This is a genomic window from Arthrobacter sp. BC5 (genome assembly GCF_056680255.1).
Genome location: NZ_CM155273.1, coordinates 1,466,048 through 1,485,892 on the forward strand (window position 1 = coordinate 1,466,048; position 19,845 = coordinate 1,485,892).

The 19,845-nt window shown below is 68.7% G+C and carries 24 protein-coding genes and 1 riboswitch; of the genes, 15 read left to right on the forward strand and 9 right to left on the reverse strand.

All coding sequences use genetic code 11. The features are described from left to right. The first annotated feature begins 146 nt into the window (after positions 1-146). Complete coding sequence (locus AC1MFI_RS06725; RefSeq protein WP_479820339.1) at positions 147-1,436, forward strand: multidrug effflux MFS transporter; 1,290 nt, start codon at positions 147-149, stop codon at positions 1,434-1,436. Here the strand turns inward: AC1MFI_RS06725 and AC1MFI_RS06730 are convergent. Next, positions 1,386-1,637 carry a hypothetical protein gene (locus tag AC1MFI_RS06730; protein ID WP_479820340.1) on the reverse strand — a complete coding sequence of 84 codons (252 nt, stop codon included), beginning with the start codon at positions 1,635-1,637 and terminating at the stop codon, positions 1,386-1,388. The genes AC1MFI_RS06725 and AC1MFI_RS06730 overlap by 51 nt on opposite strands. Positions 1,638-1,938: 301 nt before the next feature. On the opposite strand from AC1MFI_RS06730, the gene AC1MFI_RS06735 reads away from it, so the two are divergent. Continuing rightward, a complete protein-coding gene (locus AC1MFI_RS06735) occupies positions 1,939-2,748 on the forward strand; it encodes a DNA-formamidopyrimidine glycosylase family protein (protein WP_479820341.1) in 810 nt (269 codons plus the stop codon). Between the two features lie 40 nt (positions 2,749-2,788). Here the strand turns inward: AC1MFI_RS06735 and AC1MFI_RS06740 are convergent, their stop codons facing one another. Continuing rightward, positions 2,789-3,931: a glycoside hydrolase family 26 protein gene (locus AC1MFI_RS06740; RefSeq protein WP_479820812.1), complete on the reverse strand. Its 1,143-nt coding sequence runs from the start codon at positions 3,929-3,931 to the stop codon at positions 2,789-2,791. A 108-nt stretch (positions 3,932-4,039) separates the two neighbouring features. Further along, positions 4,040-4,114, reverse strand: a riboswitch (cyclic di-GMP riboswitch). A gap of 272 nt (positions 4,115-4,386) precedes the next feature. Between AC1MFI_RS06740 and AC1MFI_RS06745 the strand changes: the two genes are divergently transcribed. Then, positions 4,387-5,058 (forward strand): peroxiredoxin-like family protein, encoded by a 672-nt coding sequence (locus tag AC1MFI_RS06745; RefSeq protein WP_479820342.1) that lies wholly within the window; start codon positions 4,387-4,389, stop codon positions 5,056-5,058. Between the two features lie 23 nt (positions 5,059-5,081). After that, complete coding sequence (locus AC1MFI_RS06750; RefSeq protein ID WP_479820343.1) at positions 5,082-5,540, forward strand: GNAT family N-acetyltransferase; 459 nt, start codon at positions 5,082-5,084, stop codon at positions 5,538-5,540. Positions 5,541-5,562: 22 nt separating this feature from the next. Here the strand turns inward: AC1MFI_RS06750 and AC1MFI_RS06755 are convergent, their stop codons facing one another. Together AC1MFI_RS06755 and AC1MFI_RS06760 are read right to left on the reverse strand one after the other, a co-directional pair. Then, complete coding sequence (locus tag AC1MFI_RS06755; RefSeq protein WP_479820344.1) at positions 5,563-6,036, reverse strand: aminoacyl-tRNA deacylase; 474 nt, start codon at positions 6,034-6,036, stop codon at positions 5,563-5,565. Positions 6,037-6,151: 115 nt separating this feature from the next. After that, a complete protein-coding gene (locus AC1MFI_RS06760) occupies positions 6,152-7,174 on the reverse strand; it encodes a LacI family DNA-binding transcriptional regulator (protein WP_479820345.1) in 1,023 nt (340 codons plus the stop codon). Positions 7,175-7,288: 114 nt separating this feature from the next. Here AC1MFI_RS06760 and AC1MFI_RS06765 point away from each other — a divergent pair, with 114 nt between their 5' ends. The 5 genes from AC1MFI_RS06765 (at position 7,289) to AC1MFI_RS06785 (ending at position 11,231) form a co-directional block, all read left to right on the forward strand. Continuing rightward, entirely contained in the window at positions 7,289-8,023 is a 735-nt protein-coding gene (locus tag AC1MFI_RS06765; protein WP_479820346.1) for a sugar phosphate isomerase/epimerase family protein, read from the forward strand. Then, a complete protein-coding gene (locus AC1MFI_RS06770) occupies positions 8,020-9,141 on the forward strand; it encodes a Gfo/Idh/MocA family protein (protein ID WP_479820347.1) in 1,122 nt (373 codons plus the stop codon). The genes AC1MFI_RS06765 and AC1MFI_RS06770 overlap by 4 nt, the downstream gene beginning before the upstream one ends. Positions 9,142-9,274: 133 nt before the next feature. Then, positions 9,275-10,321, forward strand: a complete 1,047-nt coding sequence (mgrA, locus tag AC1MFI_RS06775) for an L-glyceraldehyde 3-phosphate reductase (protein ID WP_479820348.1) — start codon at positions 9,275-9,277, stop codon at positions 10,319-10,321. Between the two features lie 30 nt (positions 10,322-10,351). Then, the gene (locus AC1MFI_RS06780) at positions 10,352-10,489 is read left to right on the forward strand and encodes a hypothetical protein (protein WP_479820349.1); all 138 of its coding nucleotides are present in this window, start codon (positions 10,352-10,354) and stop codon (positions 10,487-10,489) included. A gap of 109 nt (positions 10,490-10,598) precedes the next feature. After that, positions 10,599-11,231: a uracil-DNA glycosylase family protein gene (locus AC1MFI_RS06785; protein ID WP_479820350.1), complete on the forward strand. Its 633-nt coding sequence runs from the start codon at positions 10,599-10,601 to the stop codon at positions 11,229-11,231. Positions 11,232-11,388: 157 nt separating this feature from the next. On the opposite strand, the gene AC1MFI_RS06790 is transcribed toward AC1MFI_RS06785, so the two are convergent. From AC1MFI_RS06790 to AC1MFI_RS06805, 4 genes are all read right to left on the reverse strand, one after another. Then, entirely contained in the window at positions 11,389-11,751 is a 363-nt protein-coding gene (locus tag AC1MFI_RS06790) for a hypothetical protein (RefSeq protein WP_479820351.1), read from the reverse strand. Positions 11,752-11,943: 192 nt separating this feature from the next. Next, complete coding sequence (locus AC1MFI_RS06795) at positions 11,944-12,201, reverse strand: hypothetical protein (protein WP_479820352.1); 258 nt, start codon at positions 12,199-12,201, stop codon at positions 11,944-11,946. Continuing rightward, positions 12,198-12,674, reverse strand: a complete 477-nt coding sequence (locus AC1MFI_RS06800) for a MarR family winged helix-turn-helix transcriptional regulator (RefSeq protein ID WP_479820353.1) — start codon at positions 12,672-12,674, stop codon at positions 12,198-12,200. The genes AC1MFI_RS06795 and AC1MFI_RS06800 overlap by 4 nt, the downstream gene beginning before the upstream one ends. A 45-nt stretch (positions 12,675-12,719) precedes the next feature. Then, positions 12,720-13,361, reverse strand: a complete 642-nt coding sequence (locus AC1MFI_RS06805) for a hypothetical protein (RefSeq protein ID WP_479820354.1) — start codon at positions 13,359-13,361, stop codon at positions 12,720-12,722. Positions 13,362-13,450: 89 nt separating this feature from the next. Between AC1MFI_RS06805 and AC1MFI_RS06810 the strand changes: the two genes are divergently transcribed. From AC1MFI_RS06810 to AC1MFI_RS06820, 3 genes are read left to right on the forward strand one after another with little or no spacing between them, the layout of a single operon-like run. Further along, positions 13,451-14,518 carry a spore photoproduct lyase family protein gene (locus tag AC1MFI_RS06810; RefSeq protein WP_479820355.1) on the forward strand — a complete coding sequence of 356 codons (1,068 nt, stop codon included), beginning with the start codon at positions 13,451-13,453 and terminating at the stop codon, positions 14,516-14,518. A 45-nt stretch (positions 14,519-14,563) separates the two neighbouring features. After that, complete coding sequence (locus AC1MFI_RS06815) at positions 14,564-15,727, forward strand: glycoside hydrolase family 26 protein (protein ID WP_479820356.1); 1,164 nt, start codon at positions 14,564-14,566, stop codon at positions 15,725-15,727. Continuing rightward, a complete protein-coding gene (locus AC1MFI_RS06820) occupies positions 15,727-16,470 on the forward strand; it encodes a YqjF family protein (protein ID WP_479820357.1) in 744 nt (247 codons plus the stop codon). The genes AC1MFI_RS06815 and AC1MFI_RS06820 overlap by 1 nt, the downstream gene beginning before the upstream one ends. Before the next feature lie 18 nt (positions 16,471-16,488). Here the strand turns inward: AC1MFI_RS06820 and AC1MFI_RS06825 are convergent, their stop codons facing one another. Beyond that, positions 16,489-17,187 (reverse strand): SDR family oxidoreductase, encoded by a 699-nt coding sequence (locus AC1MFI_RS06825; RefSeq protein WP_479820358.1) that lies wholly within the window; start codon positions 17,185-17,187, stop codon positions 16,489-16,491. Between the two features lie 160 nt (positions 17,188-17,347). On the opposite strand from AC1MFI_RS06825, the gene AC1MFI_RS06830 reads away from it, so the two are divergent. Genes AC1MFI_RS06830 through AC1MFI_RS06840 form a run of 3 tightly spaced genes read left to right on the forward strand, consistent with a single transcriptional unit; the run spans position 17,348 to position 19,843 of the window. Further along, positions 17,348-17,770, forward strand: a complete 423-nt coding sequence (locus tag AC1MFI_RS06830; protein ID WP_479820359.1) for a YybH family protein — start codon at positions 17,348-17,350, stop codon at positions 17,768-17,770. Continuing rightward, positions 17,767-19,191, forward strand: a complete 1,425-nt coding sequence (locus tag AC1MFI_RS06835; RefSeq protein ID WP_479820360.1) for a purine-cytosine permease family protein — start codon at positions 17,767-17,769, stop codon at positions 19,189-19,191. The genes AC1MFI_RS06830 and AC1MFI_RS06835 overlap by 4 nt, the downstream gene beginning before the upstream one ends. After that, positions 19,178-19,843 carry a cyclase family protein gene (locus AC1MFI_RS06840; protein WP_479820361.1) on the forward strand — a complete coding sequence of 222 codons (666 nt, stop codon included), beginning with the start codon at positions 19,178-19,180 and terminating at the stop codon, positions 19,841-19,843. The genes AC1MFI_RS06835 and AC1MFI_RS06840 overlap by 14 nt, the downstream gene beginning before the upstream one ends. The last annotated feature ends 2 nt before the right edge of the window (positions 19,844-19,845 follow it).

The window sequence follows — 19,845 nt, forward strand, 5'->3', positions numbered from 1 at the left end:
CTAGACCACGCGGCCGGGGGCGGCGAGGGAAGTTTTCCGAGCCGTTCCTGCCGTGCAGGGAATACGCGCCCGGCAAGCCCTACCGTTCATCCGCGGCATGCAGGATGATGGGGTGGGAAAGCGTTATCCAAGACGGAGGGGCGTCAGTGGAACAGAGGGTGCGAGCGGTCCCGGTCCGCGAAGGGGACGACGAGAGCTCGCGACGCCGACCGCGCGTCCTGCTCCTCGTGACCGCCCTTGCGATGCTGCAGGTGATCTGGCCACTCACCATGGACCTGTACCTGCCGTCCTTCCCCGCGATCCGCCGGGAGTTCGGAGCGGATGAATCAGCCGTCCAGCTCACGCTGACCGGGGCCTTCATCGGGATGGGACTCGGCCAGCTCGCCTCCGGTCCGCTCTCGGACGCCGTCGGACGGGCCCGTCCGCTCGCGGTGATGATCCTCGTGTACTGCGTCGCGACAGCCTCCTGTGCCCTCGCGCCGTCCCTGGGATGGCTCATCGCGAGCAGGGCCTTCCAGGGCATGGGCTCGGCGGCGTGCGCGGTGATCGCGCTCGCGATCGTCCGGGACCTCTACGCCGGCAAGGAACTGCTCGTGTTCCTCGCCCGCCTGTCCATCGCCTCGGGAGTCTTCGTGGTCGCCTCGCCCGCACTCGGCGCCCAGCTCCTGCAGGTGGTGGGATGGCGGGGCCTGTTCTGGGTGCTCCTCGGCTACGGCGTCGTGTTGCTGTGCGTTGCCGGGGTGATCCTGCTACGGAACGAGACCAACACGCCGGACCGACGCCTGCTCCGGCGGGGCGTGCGCCTGCGGAGCGACTACGGGAGCCTGTGGAGGGACGTGCAGTTCCGCTCGGTCGCCGTAGCGGGCGGGCTCCTCTTCGCCGCGATGATGTCCTTCATGGCGGGCAGCGCCTTCCTGCTCCAGGAGGTCTTCGGGCTCACTCCCACCGGGTACGCCCTGCTGTTCGGGGCGCAGGGCGCCCTCATGGTGGTCGGCGCGCAGGCCGGCGGTCTCGTGGCCCGGCGCACGTCGCCCGTCCTCGCGGTCCGCATCGGCGCCGTGGCCCTGGTCCTCAGCGCCGTCGCCCTGCTGCTGAGCGTCGGGCTCGCTCCGCAACTGGGCGTCTGGGGGCTCATGGCTCCGGTGATGGGATTCACGACGTCGTTCGGCCTGGTGAACCCGGCGCTGCAGGCCACCGCGCTCGAGCATCACGGGCTCCGCGCTGGTACCGCCGCCTCCGTGCTGGGCGCGTCCAACATGGCGGCTGCGGCCGTGCTGGCCCCGGCCACCGGCGCGTTCGGGTTGTCCTCGCCCGTGCCCACCGCCGTCGTCATGCTGGCGTGCGCGGTCGTGGCAGGCCTGTTCCTGGTGACCGGGGTGCGTTCCTCAGGAGGATCGGCGGGCGGATCCGACGACGTCGGGACTCACGGGCGATGACTCCGGCTGCTGGTCACGGCGGTCCAGCTCCTCGGTGATTTCCTCGCGCCGGATCTCGGTCTCCAGGGACGGCTCGCCGTCACGGGCGTACTCGAAGTCGAGCTCGCGGTTGATCTTGCTGTTCAGTACCTCGATCTCGGGCAGGTCGAGGGTGGTGAGGTCTTCCGGGAAGTCTTCGGACGGCGACAGTCTGGTATTCATGGGGGCCTGTTCGGTGGTACGACGTGGAATCTGGTGCCGGGCCCGCTTCTAGACCACGCGTGCCGGGCGGAACCCGGCAAAGGGAAATAGTATCGATCGCATGTGGATAACGGAAGCCGCCGTGCCCTGCTTCGAAGCGTTCTTCGCCTCCCGGCCCGCAGTCCGTGCACCGCGTCGAGGACACCGCCCATGAGCTGCCGGAGGACGCGCGCCACCACCATCGCGGGCGCCCCGGGCGGGTTCTGCGTGGGTGGCAGGGGCTAGCCTTCTCCTGGATCGAGGACCAGGCAGGGGAGGCAGCATGCCCGAGGGTGACAGTGTCTTCCGGTTGGCCGCACGGCTCAGGAGATCACTCGACGGCCGGACGCTCAGTCGGGGGGACCTCCGTGTTCCGGCTCATGCCACCGATGTCCTGGACGGCATGCGGGTGGCGGGCCATGCGACGTACGGCAAGCACCTGCTGACCCGTTTCCACGGCGGACTGACGCTTCACACGCATCTGCTGATGCAGGGGTCCTGGACCGTCACGGCCGCGGGAAGGACGTTGCCGCACAGGCTGCTGCCGGAGGCGCGCGTGATCCTCGAGGTGCAGGACGGGCCGACGGCGTACGGACTCGACCTCCCTGTCGTCGACCTGCTGACGACCCGGAGCGAGACCGATGTCGTCGGGCACCTCGGGCCGGACCCGCTGCGGGAGGACTGGTCCGCCGACGAGGCGATCCGCAGGCTCCGCCGGAACCCCGGGGAGCGCGTCGCTGCCGCCCTGCTCGACCAGCGCAACATCGCGGGTTTCGGGAACCTCTGGGCCAACGAGCTCTGCTTCCTGCGCGGCGTCCATCCGGACACGGCGTTGGCGGATGTCGACGTCCCTGCGCTGGTGGTACTCGGGGCCCGATGCCTCCGTTTCTCCGCCCTGCAGCCGAATGCACACCAGGTCACCACGGGGAACACCCGCAGGGGTCGGAAGCACTGGGTGGCCGGCCGGGCCGGGAAGCCGTGCCTGAGGTGCGGGACCACGGTGCTCGTCAGGGGCGAGGTGCCCGGCGATCCCGGCCGCCGTCGCACCTGGTGGTGCCCGCGCTGCCAACCGTGGAGGGCCTCCTCCGGGTGACGCCCCGGCGCGTTCCGGTCAGCGTGTCGTCATCGTGTCGTCAGCGGCGGGCGGCGAGGCCCGCCGCGAAGGCATCCGCCGACGCGGTGGTGCTGTTGATGCGCCAGTCGGCTTCCTTGTTGATGTGGAACCAGACCAGGGCCACCACGTCCTGCTGCGCGGAGACGTAGCTGAAGAGGTTGCTGATCCACTGGGGCTTCGATCCACCCAGTTCCGAGGAAGCCGTCTCGGCGATCATGATGGGCTTGCCGGGAGCGATCCGGCGGAGCTGCGCGATGCCCTCCCCGAACAGTGCCTGCGGTTCCTGCCAGGTGCTCCAGGACTGCGAGGTACCCCAGTTGTAGCCGTCGAGAGCCACGAGATCGACGTAGCCGGTGCCGGGGAACAGCTGGTCCAGGGGCGTCGAGCCCCAGTAGGGCACGTTCGGGTTCCAGACCCAGCTGATGTTCGTCGCGCCCGTCGATGCCACGACGTCGTGCACGTGCTGGTACGCCGCGACGTAGTCACCCGTGCCGTTGCCGTTGACGCCCTCCGCCCACGGGTACCAGTCCCCGTTCATCTCGTGGGCGAAACGGAGGTACACGGGCTGGCCCCACTGTCCGAGCGCCACGCCCCACTCGCGGAGGTACGTGTCGAAGTCGCCCGCCGCGATGCGGTCGAGGGAGTAGGCGGGCTGGGAGGCGCCGCCTCCCCACGTCCACGGCTCCCAGGTCAGCAGGGTCTCCGCGCCGCGGGCGCGAACTGCATCGAGCTCGGCGATGGGTGGGGGCTGGTTGAAGTCCTTGTAGGAGAGCACGATCGAGGGGGCCTCGCCGGCGATGCCGGCCACCTCGTCGAGCTCTCCGCCGGCCGCCGGGCCGCCGTTGGTCCCCACGCCGAACCGGATGCTCTTGGGTCCTGTGGAGACCGGTGCGGGTTCGACGACGGCGAAGGACGCGCTCGCAGCGGCGCTTCCGGCCGTTGCCGTGACGGTTCCGGACACCGCCACCACGATCGAGGCCTGGAACGAACCCGACGCCGTGGTGGTCATGGCCACCTGGGTGGTCCCCGCGACGACCGTTCCCTTGGTCCGCTTGGGGAAGCCGGCGCCCGTCACCGTGACCGTCGTGCCGGCTGCTCCGGACGTACTGCTGAGTGTGATGGTGGCTGCTGCCTGGGCGGGCGGCGGAGTCAGGCCGACCATCAGGACGACGATCGCCGTGACGAGGAGGAGCAGGCGCGCCGTGGTTGTGCGTGCATCGCTCACGGATGCGGACTTCGCTGGAAGGAAAAGCATGATCGGCCTCGCTGGTTCGGTAGCCCGGCTGACCGCAGGGGTCCCGTGGCTTTGCGTCTCCGGCTCGCACCGGGTTTGCCCTTGTCGCCGAGCGGTTGCCCGAGCGTCCTGGTCCCCGCCGGGTCGCGGGGCCTCTTCCATTGTGCGGTGCGGCCTATCGCCAGGAGCTTGGGATGGGCCGAAGGACGACGAAGGATTGATGCAGGTCTTGCGCAGGTACGGAGGGCTCAGGGCGTAGGAGCGGCCGCACGCCGTCGGTTTCGCCGCTCTCGGGCCCGGTGCTGGGAATTTACCGGGTCCTGGACCACAATGGGTTCTGCTGCGGGTCAAGGCTCCTGCGGCGGGGGCGTTGAGGGGAACGAATGAAGCAGAGACCGGCATTCACGAATACCATCGCAACGCAGGTGGGCGAGTACAACTCCACGTTCGCGGCGCAGGTCGGCCCGGTGCTCGCAGCGGTCTTCGCGCGCGAGCAGGAGGACCTCCGCAGGGCGGGGCTCCCGAGCGGGATCGCAGGCGTCGGCGACAGGCTTCCGGATACGGTCCTGTTCGACACCACGGGGCATCGGACCCGGCTGAGTGACGCGCTCGGAGCAGCAGCGGCCATCATCGTGTTCTACCGCGGCTCCTGGTGCCCGTACTGCAGCATCGCCCTGCAGACCTACCAGCGCGAGCTGCGCCCGGTCGTCGAGGCCTTCGGGACCCGGCTCATCGCGATCAGCCCGCAGGCGCCCGAGATCTCCCTGCGTACGGCGAGCGACGCCGGCCTGGACTTCGCGCTGTACTCGGACGAGGGGAACGCGCTCGCCGCACGCCTGGGGATCGTGACCGTGCCCAGCGCGGAATCGATGCGTGCCCGGACCGCCCTCGGAATCGATGTCGCAGGGTCCAACATGGACCGGACTGCGGCCATCCCCTTCCCCACGGTGGTCGTGGTCGACGCCACCGGCACCATCCGCCTGATCGATGTTCGGGTGGACTACACGACGCGGACGGAGACCTGGGAGATCATCGACGCCCTGGTCACGCTGTAGTGGCCGCCCACAGGCAGACCCCGATGCAGCTGACCCTTGCACGCGTCCCTTTCGACGCCGCTGATGCCGAGGTCCTGCGCAATGCCCAGCAAGCAGAGCTCCACGTCCGGTACGGAAGCGAGGACCACGAGCCGGGAGATCCACCGACGGCGGAGAACGTGCCGTTCTTCCTCGTAGCGAGCACCGCCGAGGGAATGGCTGTGGGGTGCGGGGGGCTGCGTCCACTCGGACCCGGCGGCATGGAAGTGAAGCGCATGTACGTGGTCCCCGAGTTCCGTGGACAGGGGGTCGCGACCGCCATCCTCCGGCGCATCGAGGAAGAAGCCCGCACTGCCGGATGTCGGGAGCTGCGGCTCGAGACAGGCGTCGAGCAGCCTGATGCCATGCGGTTCTATGAGCGGGAGGGCTACCACCGCATCGCCAACTTCGGCGCGTACGCGGGCCAGGAGCACTCGGTCTGCTTTGCGCGCGCACTGACCTGAGCCGGACCGTCCCGATCGCGATTCAGGACGTGATGTCGCCGACCGTCGCACGCAGTGCAGCCAGTAGCGGATCCGCCTCGGTGAACAAAAGGAAGTCCCGTGAACCGGATCCCATGCCGATGCGGCGTCCTGGTATGCGCTTGTCGGCGTAGACCGGAAGAACTTGTCGGCTGCCAAGGGGTGTGATGGTTCCGGGTTCATACCCGGTGATCTCCAGGGCTGCGTCCGGCGTGACGAGTGATGCCTTGTTCACGGCGAGCAGCGCCCTCAGCTTGGACCAGTCGAGGCGGCGCGTACCCGGGATCAGGACGAACGACGTTGTGCCGCCGCTGACCTTCACCACCAACGTCTTGACACCGTCAGCGCTTGTGAGCCCCTGGGCCTGCGCTGCGTCGGCGAAAGCACCGTCTCCCTCCGCCGGCATCAGGACGACGGCCAGACCGCGGCCCTCGGCGTCGAGTTCGGACGGAAGGGGGCGGCTGGCGGGACGGTCCATGATGCCCATGCTAAAGGGAGACCCGCCATCGGCAGGGCGACATCCGGCCGCACGAGACCTTCGGTCAGGCTGCGCCACCTCCTTCGTCGATCGGAGCCAGTAGCGGGCCGGCCGCTCAGCCCGTTGTGGTGCTGGCCCTCGCCACGAGCTCGCTCGCGGGCATCGAACGGGTGTGGGTGGTCCCCGAATCGAGCACGGACAGCAGGAGTTCGGCCGCGACCCGCCCCTGCATGCCGGGGTTCCGGGACAGGGCGGTCACCGCCGGCGTGGCGAGCTGGCAGTGCAGCGAGTCGTCCCAGCTCACGATAGCGACGTCCTCCGGACAGCGCAGTCCGAGCTCGCGGAGTGCGAGCAGGCCGCCCATGGACATGAGGTCGTTGCCGAAGACCACGGCGGTGACGGGGTGGCCGGTGGGGGTCCGAAGGAGGGACAGGACGGCGCGGTGACCGGCCTCGAGGGCGTAGTTCGCCTCGTGCTGCGTCACGGTCATCCCGTACCCGGCGCCGCGCTGCCGGACGCCCCTGACCCGTTCCTCCTCGTGCAGGAACGTCCGGGGTCCCGAGACGTGTGCGATGTGGCGGTGCCCGCCTGCGTGGAGGTGGTCGACGATGGTGGCGGCGTCCACAGCATGGTCCGTCGTCGTGCCGGAGAACGGGGGTGGAGTATCCGTTTCCTGAGCGCTGTGCACCACGAACGGCAGACCCAGCCGGTCCAGCAGGGCAGGGCGGGGGTCGTCGTGCAGGTGGTCGAGAACCAGGACACCGTCCACCTTCCGCTCGCCGGCCCAGCGCTCGTAGGTGGTCCGCTCCTGCGCCGGATCCTTGCCCACCATCCGCAGCATCAGGGCCATGTCCCGTTCCGCGAGGGCGGTCTCGATGCCGGTGAGCAGGCCCATGTAGTACGGTTCGGTGCCGATCAGGACCGGGTCGGCGGAGACGACCATCCCCACGACTCCCGCCCGTGCCCGCGAGAGGGCCCTCGCGGAGGAGCTCGGGTACCACTCGAGTTCCTCGGCGAGCTCCAGGACGCGACGGCGGGTCAGCTCGCTGACACCCGGCTGGCCGTTGAGGGCGTAGGAGACGGATGCCTTCGAAATGCCCAGCCTCTTCGCCAGACCCGCAATGGTTTCCTTGGCCATGGTCTACAGCGTAGCCCCAGGAATTGCTTGACCGACCTCCGGATATCCCCTACGTTCGACGTAGTGCCTGAACCGGTTCAGTAAACCCCCACTTTCTCAGCGAGGAGAATCTCCGTGACGTATTCACTCCAGCTCTACACACTGCGGACAGCGATAGGGGAGGATCTGCCGGGCACCATCAAGCGTGTCGCGGGGCTGGGCTACACCGCGGTCGAGCCGTACAACTTCGTCGCCACCGCGGACGAGCTGGCCGAGGCGCTGGAGGCCAACGACCTCACCGCCCCTTCCGGCCACGCACCCCTCCTCCGCGCCGACCAGGACGAGATCTTCGAGGCCGCGCGCAAGCTCGGCATCGGCACGGTGATCGACCCCCACGTCGAGCGCTCCCACTGGACCTCGGACGAGGACATCAGGGCGACCGCGGAAGCGCTCAATGCGGCAGCGAAGAAGGGCGCCGAGCACGGCATCACTGTCGGTTACCACAACCACGAATTCGAGTTGGAAGAGCGCATCGACGGAGTCTCCGGGCTCGAGGTCCTCGCCGGCTACCTCGATCCCGAGGTAGTCCTCGAGGTGGACACGTACTGGGCGGCCGTCGGTGGTGAGGACCCCGCGGAACTGCTCCGGCGCCTCGGCGACCGGGTGCGCTTCGTCCACATCAAGGACGGCCCGCTCACGAAGGACAACAAGGAGCAGGTGGCGGTCGGCTCAGGCAGGATGCGCGTCTGGGACGTGCTCGACGCCGTTCCCGGGCTCGAAGCCGCCGTCGTGGAACTCGACGACTTCGACGGTGATATCTTCACCGCCGTCGCCGACAGCCTGGCCTACCTGAACGAGGGAAAGAAATGAGCACGGACGAACTGCGCAGCGGTCCCGTCGGAATCGCCGTCATCGGCGCGGGAGTCATCAGCAAGGAATACCTGGCGAACCTCACCAGCTTCCCCGACGTGAAGGTGCACATCGTCGCCGACATGTTCGAGGAGGTCGCAGCAGCCCGGGCCGCCGAGTTCGGCATCCCGGCTTCGGGTGGCGTCCAGGACGCCCTGGATCATCCCGACGTCGAGATCGTGGTGAACCTGACGATCCCCACCGCCCATGTGGAGGTGGCCACGGCTGCGGTCGGCGCAGGCAAGCATGTCTGGAGCGAGAAGCCCTTCTCCCTGGACCGTGAGAGCGGTATCGGTCTCCTGAAGACGGCCGATGCCGCCGGTCTCCGCCTCGGCTGCGCGCCGGACACATTCCTCGGTGCGGGCCTGCAGACTGCACTGCGCCTCGTGGCACGCGGCGACATCGGGGTGCCACTGACGGCGCTGACCCTCATGCAGTCACCGGGTCCGGAGTCCTGGCACCCGAATCCCGCGTTCCTGTTCCAGGAGGGCGCCGGTCCGCTGTTCGACATCGGCCCCTACTACCTGACGACGCTCGTCCAGACGTTCGGTGCCATCACGAAGGTCGCGGGCTTCGGCTCGAAGTCCCGGGAGACCCGGACCATCGGATCGGGTCCGAAGGCAGGGGAGGTCTTCGACGTCACCGTCCCGTCGCACGTCAGCGCGATCGCCCAGTTCGCGAACGGCGAGTCCTCGCAGAGTATCTTCAGCTTCGACTCACCGCTCAAGCGTGCCGGGTTCGTCGAGGTGACGGGGACCGAGGGAACGCTTGCCTTCCCGGATCCGAACAACTTCACCGGCGACCTGATGCTCACGCGACGCGGCTCCGACGAGGCCGAGGTGATTCCGGCTGTCGGCGCGACGTCGACGCGCGGCAGTGGGGTGCTCGAGATGGCACGAGCCCTGCGCGAGGGCCGTCCGCACCGAGCCCAGGGCGAGATGGCGTACCACGTGCTCGACGCCATGGTCTCGATCTCGGAAAGCATCGAGACGGGAGAATTCGTCTCGCTCTCCAGCACGGCGACCGCTGCCGAGCCACTGCCCGAGGACTGGGACCCGCACGTGTCGACCCTCGCCTGATCCCGACGGGCGCCGCGGGTACGATTCGCGGCGCCCACCGTCCGGTTCCTCCTGATCCGACGACGCCCGCCTCGGCCGTCGTCCGAACCCTCGGGCGAGCCCGGCAACCGCCACACCACGAACGGATGCTCCGATGACCTTTCACCCTGCTGATGACCGCTACGACTCGATGCCGTACCGCCGTGTGGGGAGGAGCGGGCTGCAGCTGCCTGCCGTGTCCCTCGGGTTGTGGCACAACTTCGGGGACGACAGGTCCTTCGACATCCAGCGGGACATCCTCCGCCGGGCCTTCGACCTCGGGGTGACGCACTTCGACCTGGCGAACAACTACGGGCCGCCCTACGGCAGTGCGGAGACGAATTTCGGGCGGCATCTGAAGGACGATTTCCGGCCGTTCCGGGACGAGCTGGTGATCTCGACGAAGGCCGGCTACGACATGTGGCCGGGCCCGTACGGGAACTTCGGGTCGCGGAAGTACCTGTTGGCGAGCCTTGATCAGTCCCTGGAGCGGATGGGTCTGGACTATGTGGACATCTTCTACAGCCACCGCCCGGACCCGGGGACCCCGCTGGAGGAGACGATGGGGGCCCTGGATACGGCCGTCCGGTCGGGGCGGGCGTTGTATGCGGGGATCTCCTCGTACTCTCCGGAGCGGACGGTGGAAGCCGCGGCGATCCTGGCGGACCTGGGCACGCCGCTGCTGATCCACCAGCCGTCGTATTCGATGCTGAACCGGTGGACGGAGAACGGTGCCCCCAACCTGTACGAGGCTCTCGAGACCGCGGGAGCGGGGTCCATCGCGTTCTCCCCGCTCGCGCAGGGTCTGCTGACCCGCAAGTACCTCCACGGCATCCCGGCGGATTCACGGGCGGCGGCGGACAAGTCCCTGGATGCGGGTCAGTTGAGTGAGGAGAACCTGGGCCGGATCCGGGGCCTGCACGCGATCGCGGAGGACCGCGGGCAGAGCCTGGCGCAGATGGCGATCGCGTGGGTGTTGCGGGATCAGGTGAAGGGCACGCCGGTGACGTCGGCGCTGATCGGTGCCTCCAGTGTGGGTCAGCTCGAGGACAGTCTGGCGGCCGTGCGGAACCTGTCCTTCACGTCCGCGGAGCTCCACGCCATCGACGAGTTCGCCGTGGAATCCGACATCAACCTCTGGGCCGCAGCCCTCGAGGCCTGACGGGCAGCGATGAGGCTCCCGTCGAGGAACATGCCGCGCACGGTGCGGATACGTGCGGCACGGACCAGGGCGACGCATGCCTCCGGCCGGGACCGGCCGGAGCTGCCCTACCAGCAGGCCTACCTGCCCTACAACCGCCTCTCCGACGGCACCGTCCACGACTGGTGATGGCGCGTGGCAGGGATGCCGAGGGAGCACTGGCGTAGGCTGGAAGCCTGCGGACACGTTTCGCGCCACTTCAGGCGCCGTTCGCGAGGAGGCGGAATTGGTACAGCGCATGGCAGACCCCACGTACAGGGCCCAGCAGTGGGAACAGCGTTACGACCCCCAGATCGAGGACGTGAACCGGCTGTGCGACACGCTGGCCGAGTCCAAGCCCGGATCGGCGGTGCCGTACATCGATCCGATCCATGACGTCGACGGCTGCAAGATCGTGAGCCTCTTCTCGAACCCGGGAGCATCGCTGCCCTCCGGATTCGTCTCGTTCGAGAACGACGACGTGAGCTCGATTCGGATGGCGGGCATCTACGAGGCAGTGGGCCTGCGTCCCGATGCGTTCATGCCGTGGAACGCCTACCCGTGGTACCTGCCGGAAGGCAAGGAGCGGGCCCTGACCATGGACCAGATCTCCGACGGCGTGAAGCCGCTGCTCACGTTCCTGCAGCAGGTCCCGAGGGCGTCGGCACTCGTGGCGCACGGTGCTGACGCCCACAAGGCCGCTCGTCGGCTCATGAAGCTCGAGAACCGTGCCATCGCCAAGCGCGGATTCAAGATCTACGAAGTCCGATCCCCCGGGGAGCGGGCCTTCAAGGGCACGCCGGCCAACCAGGAGCTGTGGCTGAAGGACATCCAGTCCGCCTACACGGATGCGATGGGCAGGGCGGGTATCCGCGCCCGCCAGTCCATCTAGCCGGAGTGCGAAGGATCAGCCATGCCCGCACGGGCATGCTGGTCCACCCTCGGGCGCCGCAACGACGGCGCGTGGGGCTATACGACGTCGGAAGAGCCGAGCCCGACCGGATGCTCTGGGAGCGGGGTGGGAATCCCGGATGCCGCTCAGGCGCCGGTCAGGCCCGTCCGGTCGCGGCGCGGAGCGGTGCTTCGTCCGCTACCGGACCTTCCGGTGCACGCCCGAGCGCCAGACCGCGAAGGGTTGCCGAGATGTCCTCGAGGGACTGCTGGACCCACACGAAGGCTTCCTGATCCATCCCCTGGGCCTCCGGGTCCGGGGTGCAGGAGCGGTGGGCCAGGGCCAGGCGCGCGACGGTCCCCTCGAGGGTGTCGAGCAGCTCGTCCGTCTCGGCGGCGAGTCGGTCGGCCACGGCGCCGGCGCCCTGGGCGTCACGGCCGCCGGGCATCACGAGGAGCGTGGTCCGCGGGAGGACGGGGGTGTCGCTGGGCGTCGTCGTAGACGGGCGCGGTGTACTCATGAATCCGAGACCTCTTCTGAGTCAAGATGGCGCCCTGAAAATCCCCGCGGGCAAGGAGCATAGACAACCCCAGTCTGCCACCAGTGAGCGGTCTTCCCTGTCGATTCTGACGCAAGAATTCCGCAAGTTACCGCTCGGTTCACCGGACCCGGCGTGCCCGCACCCGGTCACCCGGCAACGAGCAAGCGTCCGCTAGTGCTCCCGCTTGCTGGTGAGGTAGGTCGACCCGTCCGGGTTCCGCACCACCGTCCACTGCTGCAGTTCCTCCTGGCGCAGCCGCTGCGCCTCGTCGTCGCGGTAGACGATCGGGCCGGAGGTGGTGCCATGCTGCGCCGGCCCGAAGAACATGCGCAACCTTCCGGTGGCGGTCATGAAGCGCGCCGACAACGGTTCCTTCTTGCTCACAGCAACTCTCTTCCTGCGTTCGTCCATCTGTCCTTCGGGGGTCATCCCACGTCCTGGCTGCTGCTGGCGGGCCGCCATGAGGTTCCCGTCGCACGAATGATTCCGTGCATGGCCTCATTGAGGCCTTCCACCTGCTCGCGAGTGAGCCCGAGCCGCTCCATCATGGTCACCGGTATCTCGCGCGCCTTCGCGCGCAGGTCGCGACCGGCTGCGGTGAGCGTCACGGCGAGCGCCCTCTCGTTGCCGGGGACACGCGTGCGCGTGAGCAAGCCCAGGGCCTCCAGGCGCTTGAGCATCGGTGAGAGGGTCGCCGACTCCATCGCAAGGGCCTGCCCGAGGCTGCGGACCGAGCGCGGGCTCTCCTCCCAGAGTGCGAGCATCACGAGGTACTGCGGGTGGGTCAGGTTCAGCTTCTCGAGGACGGGCCTGTAGGCGCCCACCACGCTCCTGGAGGCAACCGACAGGGCGAAGCACAGCTGCCTCTCGAGCAGGAGGTCGTCGTCGTGCGAGGTGTCCATGATTCCTTCGGTGCTGGAACGTTAGCGTAGCAACTATTAGTGTACTCAGTCTGCGTACCGGGCGACTGTTCCGTCCGTGGCGCGTTCACCGATCAGCACCAGGACCGACGCCCGCATCTCGTACGCATAGCTCTCACCCTTGCCGAGCACGGGGAGCTCGCGCTGCCCGGGCTGGGGGCTGCCGGAGCCCGGTTCCCCGACGGGACGGCAGAGCGAGATGGTGCCGTCCTCGTAGGACAGCCCCGAGACCACGGCGGAGCGACTGGTGGGCTCCAGAAAGGCGAAGTAGCCGCTGGCGCGGCTCGGCAGCACAGTCGGCTCGGACGGCAGCCCGCCCGTCGTGTTGGCGAAAGCGACGGCTTCGCACACGCTGAGTGCGCGGTTCTGTCCCTGGGCGGCTTTCGCCAGCGGTGGCGCCGCGTCGCCGCGGGGCATCAGGTTCGCCGCGAGGACGAGCAGCGCCGTGACCCCGATGGCGACGTAGATCCGACGACCACGCGGCGGTACCGGGGCCGGGGGAGCGGCACCGGTACCGACGGCAGGGGCTCCCGGGAGTGCGCCGGGGGACGCCCCGGAAGCTGTGCCCGATGCTGCACCGTGCCAGGGGCGCGGGGGCGCGTCGCGAACCCCGAGGTCGACGATCTCGACCTGCCGGCGGGTGCCCTCAGCGCCGTCCCGATGAGCCATGCGACCAGCGTAAGGCCCTCGCGGAGGGGCCCGGAAGTGTCGGTGGCGGCCGGTACCGTCGACATGAAGCCGCTACCAGAAAGGGTCGTATGCTCCAGGCCAGTTCCTTGCTGCAGGTCAGCCGCATCTACGTCGAGCCGGCCGCAGCCGAGCTCCCGCGGGGCAAGGAGATCCTCGCGCGGTGGCCGGACGCCGACGTCGTCGAAGTGGCAAGCCACTGGCGTATCCCCGAGCTCAGCGGAGACGAGGCGAACGTGCGGCGCTGGGTCAGGATCAAGACGGAGGCCCTCGTCCTCGGCGTCAAGAAGTCCCTCACCGCGAAGCCCAACGGCAGGTCCGCGGATTTCATCGCACCGTCCACGGCGAACGGCTGCGCCATGGCGTGCGCCTACTGCTACGTCCCCCGCCACAAGGGATACAGCAATCCCATCACCGTGTTCACCAACATCGACCAGATCAGCGGCTACCTCGAGCGGCACGTTGCCCGTCAGGGCATCAAGCTGGAGCCCAACCAGTGTGACGAGCACGCGTGGGTGTACGACATCGGGGAGAACAGCGACTGCTCGGTGGACGCGCTCGTCAGCGACAATGTGCGCGACCTCGTGGATCTCTACCGGGAACTCCCGACCGCCAAGCTCTCCTTCGCCACGAAGTACGTGAACCGGGACATGCTGTCGTGGGACCCGCAGGAGCGCACCCGCATCCGCTTCTCCCTCATGCCCGAGAAGCTCGCCCGGACTGTGGACGTGCGCACCGCTCCGGTCGCCGAGCGCATCGCCGCCATCAACGACTTCGTGGAGGCGGGCTACGAGGTGCACGTGAACTTCTCCCCTGTGATCGTCACCCCTGGCTGGCAGGACGACTGGCGCGAGCTGTTCGGCCAGCTCGACGCCGCGCTGTCACCGGCGGCCAAGCAGCAGCTCGCCGCGGAGGTCATCTTCCTGACGCACAACCAGCAGTTGCACGAGGTCAACCTCGGGTGGCACCCGCAGGCGGAGGAAATCCTCTGGCGGCCGGACCTCCAGGAGGGCAAGCAGTCCCAGAACGGGTTCGCGAACGTGCGCTACATCGCCTACGAGAAGCGGGGTTACCTCGATGAGTTCCTTCGTCTCGCACAGACCGGCGTGCCCTACTGCCGGATCCGCTACGCCTTCTAGCCCGCCCACGTTCGGGCGGCGCCGGCGCGACGGTACATTGGTCACGTGGTCTCAACCCTCGTACGCCTGGTCATGGCGTTTTTGCTCCTGTCCCTCTGTGCCTGCAACATCAATCCCCGCGCGGTGGCGTGCGAGGAGATCGACGGCCGGAATCTCGCTCCTGCCGACGGCACCCTGATGGGGGTGAACCTCGAGTGGGGCAGGGAGACCCTCGCCGAGTACTCGGACAAGCTCGGGGAACGCCCGGCGGTCGCGGTGTCCTTCGCGGATTTCCCGTTCAAGGAGGAGGATCCGGGCCTGATCGCGTCGGCCGTGGAGCAGCTACGGCAGGAGGGCGGGATGCTCCTGCTGACGCTCGAACCGGTGGACGGGCTGGCTGCGGTCACCGAGGACCACGCGGCCGAGCTTGCCGAAATGGTCGCAGGCTTCAACTCGAACGGGGTGCCGGTCATCGTGCGGTTCGCCCACGAGATGAACGGTTCCTGGTACCCCTGGGGCCAGCAGCCCGACGGGTACATCGCCGCCTTCCGCCGGGTGGCTGACGCCGTGCACCGGGATGCGCCGGGGTCGGCGATGATGTGGGCCCCGAACTACGGAGGCGGCTATCCCTTCGCCGGAGGTACCTTCGAGGCCCTGCCCGGCGCCTCCGCGTTCGCGCCTCTGGACACGAACGGCGACGGTGTGCTGACATCCTTCGACGACCCCTATGCGCCCTACTACCCGGGCGACGACGCTGCCGACTGGGTGGGCATGTCGCTCTACCACTGGGGTGGCACCTACCCGTGGGGCGAGAGCGAGATGCCCGAGGACGGCAAGTTCGTCGACCAGCTCACGGGGAACTATGACGGCAAGAACGGCGACGACTCCATGCTGCCGGACTTCTATGCCGAGTACGGCGCAGGTCGCGGCAAGCCCGTGGCCATCCCGGAGACGGCCTCCCTCGTGGTCGACGGTATCGGGGACCTGCGGAGCCTCAACATCAAGCGCGCCTGGTGGCAGCAGGTCTTCGACCCGGCGGTGCAGGAGGAATTCCCCGGGCTACGGATGGTCAACTGGTTCGAGTGGAACAAGATGGAACCGGAAGTGGGTGCCGCCGTCGACTGGACCGCCGTGGAGGACCCGGCGGTCCGCTCCGAGTTCACGGCCGCACTGCCCGAGTGGTACCGCTTCGCCGAGGAGCCGGTCGAGTGCGGGGAGCAGGTCTTCTGATGACGGACCACCAGCAGGGCCAGGAGCGGTACCTCGCACCCGAACTGCCGCGTCCCGTCATCATGGACCAGTCCTGGCTGGACGCGGTGTTCCTGCACTGGCGCATCCACCCTGCGGCGGTGGCCGGTTTCATGCCACCCGGCGTCGTGCCGGACGAGGTGGACGGCTCGTCCTGGGTCGGTCTCATCGGTTTCCGCATGGTGGGGGCGGGCCTGGGGAAGGGGCTGCCCGTGCCGTACTTCGGCTCGTTCGCCGAGATCAACGTCCGGCTCTACTCGCGGGGTCCTGACGGCACCCGGGGGGTCGTCTTCGTGACCCTCGACGCCTCGCGCCTCGCCGTCGTGCTCGCCGCGCGCGCCGGCGGCATTCCGTACGTGTGGTCGAAGTGCTCGCCGATCCGCCGGGGCGAGGGCGCGCAGCGCGAGTACGGGTACGACGTCGTCCGGTATCGCAGGCAGGCCACGTCCCGTTTCGCGGTCCGGCCGCAGGCGGACACCACGGTGGAGGACACGCTGTCGCTCGAGCTCACCGCGCGCTTCGGGCTGCACAGCACACTGGCCGGCCGCACGCTCTACATCCCGAACACGCACGCCCCGTGGCAGCTCCACCCGGCCACGCTCACGGAGTTCGACGACGCACTGCTGGGGGCGGCAGGGTTGCGGGTCGAGGGCCCCCCGGAGTCGGTGCTGTACTCCCCAGGGGTGCAGACCCAATTCGGGAAGCCGCGCGTGGTGTCCTGCTAGCACCCTCCGGTGGAGGGGCTACCCGAGCGCGATGCCCGAGGGGCGGATGCTGAGCGTCTCGATCGCGGACTCCCGCGTCGCGTCCACGGCGAGCCGGACGGCCCTGGCCACCTGGTCCGGCTGGATCCAGGCCTCGGGCCGGTAGTCCTTGCCCTCCCACGCGTGCAGTTCCTCCTGCATGTCGGTGGCTACCCTGCCGGGGTGGATGGAACTGACGCGCACGCCGTGCTGCCGCTCCTCCTCCCGCAGCGCGTCCGTGAGGGCCCGCAGCGCGAACTTCGTGCCGCTGTAGACCGCCGAGCCGGCACCCGAGGTGTAGCCCGAACCGCTGTTGATCGCAATGACCTGGCCGTGGGCGGCACGGAGCGCCGGCAGCAGGGCCCGTGTCAGTGACGCGACGGCGAAGACGTTGACCTCGAAGCTCTCGCGCCACGCGTCGTCGGACAGGTCGGCGACCGGCCCCATCCGGAGCACGCCCGCCGAGTGGACCAGGACGTCGAGGCGGGGGATCCCGGCGACGGCGGCAGCCACCTGGCCGGCGTCGCGCAGTTCAGCCGCGAAGGGCTCCGCGGACGGGAACGACGACGACAGTTCCGCCAGGGTACTGAGGTCGCGGCCGCCGAGCAGCAGGTGATGCGTCGAGCCGAGCTCGTCGGCGATGGCGCGGCCGATCCCGCGGGAGGCGCCGGTGATCAGGGCAACGGGGTTGGAGGACATGTCCTCACCCTAGCAATGCGCCGCTCGTCGGCGAGCGTCATCAAGAAGCCGGAGGATTGCTTCCCCGTTGACAATGTCGTTCGCGTCACACACACTCGCTGAACAACAAATGTTCACCTAAGGGCAACTTTCGTGGGCTCGATGGTACGAAAGGCTCTTGATGACGGACGTTCACCTGATGAAGGAGGACGTGGTGCGCGCGGCAGCCGCCCTCGTCGATGCCTTCCGTGCCACGGACACCGAGGCGTATTTCGCCTGTTTCGCCGAGGACGCGACCTTCGTCTTCCACACCGAGGGCCGCAGGCTCGAGTCCAGGGGCGCCTACGAGCGGCTGTGGGGGTCGTGGATCGAGGAGGGCTGGCGCGTGACCGATTGCTCCAGCAGCGATCCGCTGGTGCAGCTGCTCGGGGACGTCGCGGTCTTCACCCACACCGTCCTCACGACCACCTCGGTCGCCGGGTTGCGGGAGACCACGCAGGAGCGCGAGACGATCGTCTTCCGCCGCTGCGCCGGCACCCTCCTGGCGGTCCATGAACACCTCAGCCCCGCGCCCGACGCCCGACCGGAAGCAAGTGCGCCATGACGACCGTGAACCCTCCCCGCTCCAGCTCCGCCTACCGGCGCCTGTCCGACCACCTCGACAGCAACTCCGACGGCTACGGTCCCCTGCGGGGCTCGCTCGGTACTGCCCGCATGGGCATGATCTGGCTCGCCGCGAACCTGGTGGTGACCACCCTCCTCACCGGGACGCTGTTCGTCCCGGGCATCAGCTGGCCGCTCGCCGTCGGCATGATCGTGCTGGGAACCCTCATCGGCGGATCCGTGCTGGTGCTCGTGGGCAACATGGGCACGCGCACCGGACTCGCCACGATGTCCCTGACGAAAGGCTCCTTCGGGCTGCGGGGCTCCTTCCTGCCCGTGGCCGCGAACGTCATCACGCTGATGGGATGGAGCTGGGTCCAGGCGATGCTCGCCGGCGTGACGGTGAACTTCCTCGTCGAGCAGGCCACCGGATTCTCGAGTCCCGTCCTGTTCTCGGTGCTGTGCCAGCTGCTGGTGGTGGGCCTGGCGATCTTCGGCCATACCGGGATCGCGCGCGTGGAGCCGTGGCTCGCCCTCGTGATCCTCGCCTTCATGGCCTACATCTTCGTCACCGCGTTCCTCGCCTACAGCCCTTCGGACATCGCGTCCATACCGCAGGACACGGCGTCGGGGTGGACGGCCGTCACGGCGCTCGACGTCGTGATCGCCACGGCGATCTCCTGGACCGTGCTCTCCGCGGAATTCAACCGCCTCGCCCGGACGCAGTCCGCGGGGATGATCGGCTCGGGGATCGGGTACATGATCTCCACCGTGCTCGCCATGACGCTCGGCGCCACGGCCATCGGCTACGTGGTGCTCGACGGCGGTGAGGCCGTGGCCTTCGACCCGACCGTGATCGTCGCCTCCTTCGGCGCCCCGCTCGCCGTCGTGATCTTCCTGTCCGTCATGGCCACCAACACCATGGTGGTGTACGGGATGGTCGCGTCCGTCGTCAACATGGTGCCTTCCCGGCGCGTCACGTTCCTGCCGACCGCGATCGTCCTCGGTGTCGTCTCGATCCTCGGCTCGACGTGGCTTGCGCTCCTGAACCAGTTCACGGCCTTCCTGACCGTGATCGGCGCGCTCTTCATCCCCGTCTTCGCCATCATGATCGTCGACTACTACCTCGTGCGCTCACGTCACTACGGCCGGGACATCCTGCGGGGAAGGGGTGGCGAATACTGGTACAGCGGCGGGGTGAACGTGGCCGCGGTCCTGGTCTGGGTCGTCGGAGCCGGCGCGTCACTCCTCCTGACCTACGTCCTCCCCAGTCCGATCGGCGCGACCATCCCGACCTTCGTGCTCTCTGCCGTCGTGTACCTCGCGTGGGCGGTGGCGACACGCCGCATCGACCGGGCGAAGCGCCCGCATGTCCACCTCCTGGATCTTCCGGAGGAGCACGGCAGCCATGCGGATCGTTGATCTGTCCCAGCCCATCCGGACGGGGATGCAGGTCTACCCGGGTGACCCGGAGGTCGTCCTGACGACCGTCGCGACGATCGCGGAGGACGGCTACCAGGTGGCCTCGATCCACGCGGGGTCCCATACCGGGACGCACCTCGATGCGCCGCTCCACTCGATCGCCGGAGGGCAGTCCGTCGACGGCATCGACCTCGGCCGTCTCGTCGGTCCGGCGCGCATCGTGCGGTGCACCGGACTGGCTCAGCACGACGTCATCACCTGGGCGTCCGTGGCGCCCCAGCTGCAGGACCTGGAGGGCCACGCGATGGTGCTGTTCGAGACGGGATGGTCGGCCTGGTTCGGCGGACCGCGCTACCTCGAGCACCCGGTGCTGGCGCCGGAGCTGGCCGAGCGGATCCTGGCGGCGGGCATCACGATGGTCGGCGTCGACACCCTCAATCCCGATTCGACCCTGCGCAACGACGGGCGGCTGCCGTTCCACACGGCACTGCTCGGGGCCGGCGGAGTCATCATCGAGAATCTGGCCAATCTCTCTGCCGTGACCTGGGACCGGCCCATCGTCTCGGCGCTCCCCCTCGCGCTCTCCGGCGCGGACGGGGCCCCCGTCCGCGCTGTCGCGATGCAGCTGCCCGGGCACAACGAGGCCCCCTGACG

What these genes read in the sequence shown, in the direction of transcription:
- AC1MFI_RS06785 (WP_479820350.1), top strand. Translation starts at nt 10,599, where the DNA reads ATGGCAGACCCCACGTACAGGGCCCAGCAGTGGGAACAGCGTTACGAC.
- AC1MFI_RS06745 (WP_479820342.1), top strand. Translation starts at nt 4,387, where the DNA reads ATGAAGCAGAGACCGGCATTCACGAATACCATCGCAACGCAGGTGGGC.
- AC1MFI_RS06760 (WP_479820345.1), bottom strand. Translation starts at nt 7,174, where the DNA reads ATGGCCAAGGAAACCATTGCGGGTCTGGCGAAGAGGCTGGGCATTTCG.
- AC1MFI_RS06780 (WP_479820349.1), top strand. Translation starts at nt 10,352, where the DNA reads ATGCCGCGCACGGTGCGGATACGTGCGGCACGGACCAGGGCGACGCAT.
- AC1MFI_RS06755 (WP_479820344.1), bottom strand. Translation starts at nt 6,036, where the DNA reads ATGGACCGTCCCGCCAGCCGCCCCCTTCCGTCCGAACTCGACGCCGAG.
- AC1MFI_RS06820 (WP_479820357.1), top strand. Translation starts at nt 15,727, where the DNA reads ATGACGGACCACCAGCAGGGCCAGGAGCGGTACCTCGCACCCGAACTG.
- AC1MFI_RS06740 (WP_479820812.1), bottom strand. Translation starts at nt 3,931, where the DNA reads ATGGTCGGCCTGACTCCGCCGCCCGCCCAGGCAGCAGCCACCATCACA.
- AC1MFI_RS06800 (WP_479820353.1), bottom strand. Translation starts at nt 12,674, where the DNA reads ATGGACACCTCGCACGACGACGACCTCCTGCTCGAGAGGCAGCTGTGC.
- AC1MFI_RS06825 (WP_479820358.1), bottom strand. Translation starts at nt 17,187, where the DNA reads ATGTCCTCCAACCCCGTTGCCCTGATCACCGGCGCCTCCCGCGGGATC.
- mgrA (WP_479820348.1), top strand. Translation starts at nt 9,275, where the DNA reads ATGACCTTTCACCCTGCTGATGACCGCTACGACTCGATGCCGTACCGC.
- AC1MFI_RS06805 (WP_479820354.1), bottom strand. Translation starts at nt 13,361, where the DNA reads ATGGCTCATCGGGACGGCGCTGAGGGCACCCGCCGGCAGGTCGAGATC.
- AC1MFI_RS06750 (WP_479820343.1), top strand. Translation starts at nt 5,082, where the DNA reads ATGCAGCTGACCCTTGCACGCGTCCCTTTCGACGCCGCTGATGCCGAG.
- AC1MFI_RS06790 (WP_479820351.1), bottom strand. Translation starts at nt 11,751, where the DNA reads ATGAGTACACCGCGCCCGTCTACGACGACGCCCAGCGACACCCCCGTC.
- AC1MFI_RS06835 (WP_479820360.1), top strand. Translation starts at nt 17,767, where the DNA reads ATGACGACCGTGAACCCTCCCCGCTCCAGCTCCGCCTACCGGCGCCTG.
- AC1MFI_RS06795 (WP_479820352.1), bottom strand. Translation starts at nt 12,201, where the DNA reads ATGACCCCCGAAGGACAGATGGACGAACGCAGGAAGAGAGTTGCTGTG.
- AC1MFI_RS06840 (WP_479820361.1), top strand. Translation starts at nt 19,178, where the DNA reads ATGCGGATCGTTGATCTGTCCCAGCCCATCCGGACGGGGATGCAGGTC.
- AC1MFI_RS06810 (WP_479820355.1), top strand. Translation starts at nt 13,451, where the DNA reads ATGCTCCAGGCCAGTTCCTTGCTGCAGGTCAGCCGCATCTACGTCGAG.
- AC1MFI_RS06830 (WP_479820359.1), top strand. Translation starts at nt 17,348, where the DNA reads ATGACGGACGTTCACCTGATGAAGGAGGACGTGGTGCGCGCGGCAGCC.
- AC1MFI_RS06770 (WP_479820347.1), top strand. Translation starts at nt 8,020, where the DNA reads ATGAGCACGGACGAACTGCGCAGCGGTCCCGTCGGAATCGCCGTCATC.
- AC1MFI_RS06730 (WP_479820340.1), bottom strand. Translation starts at nt 1,637, where the DNA reads ATGAATACCAGACTGTCGCCGTCCGAAGACTTCCCGGAAGACCTCACC.
- AC1MFI_RS06735 (WP_479820341.1), top strand. Translation starts at nt 1,939, where the DNA reads ATGCCCGAGGGTGACAGTGTCTTCCGGTTGGCCGCACGGCTCAGGAGA.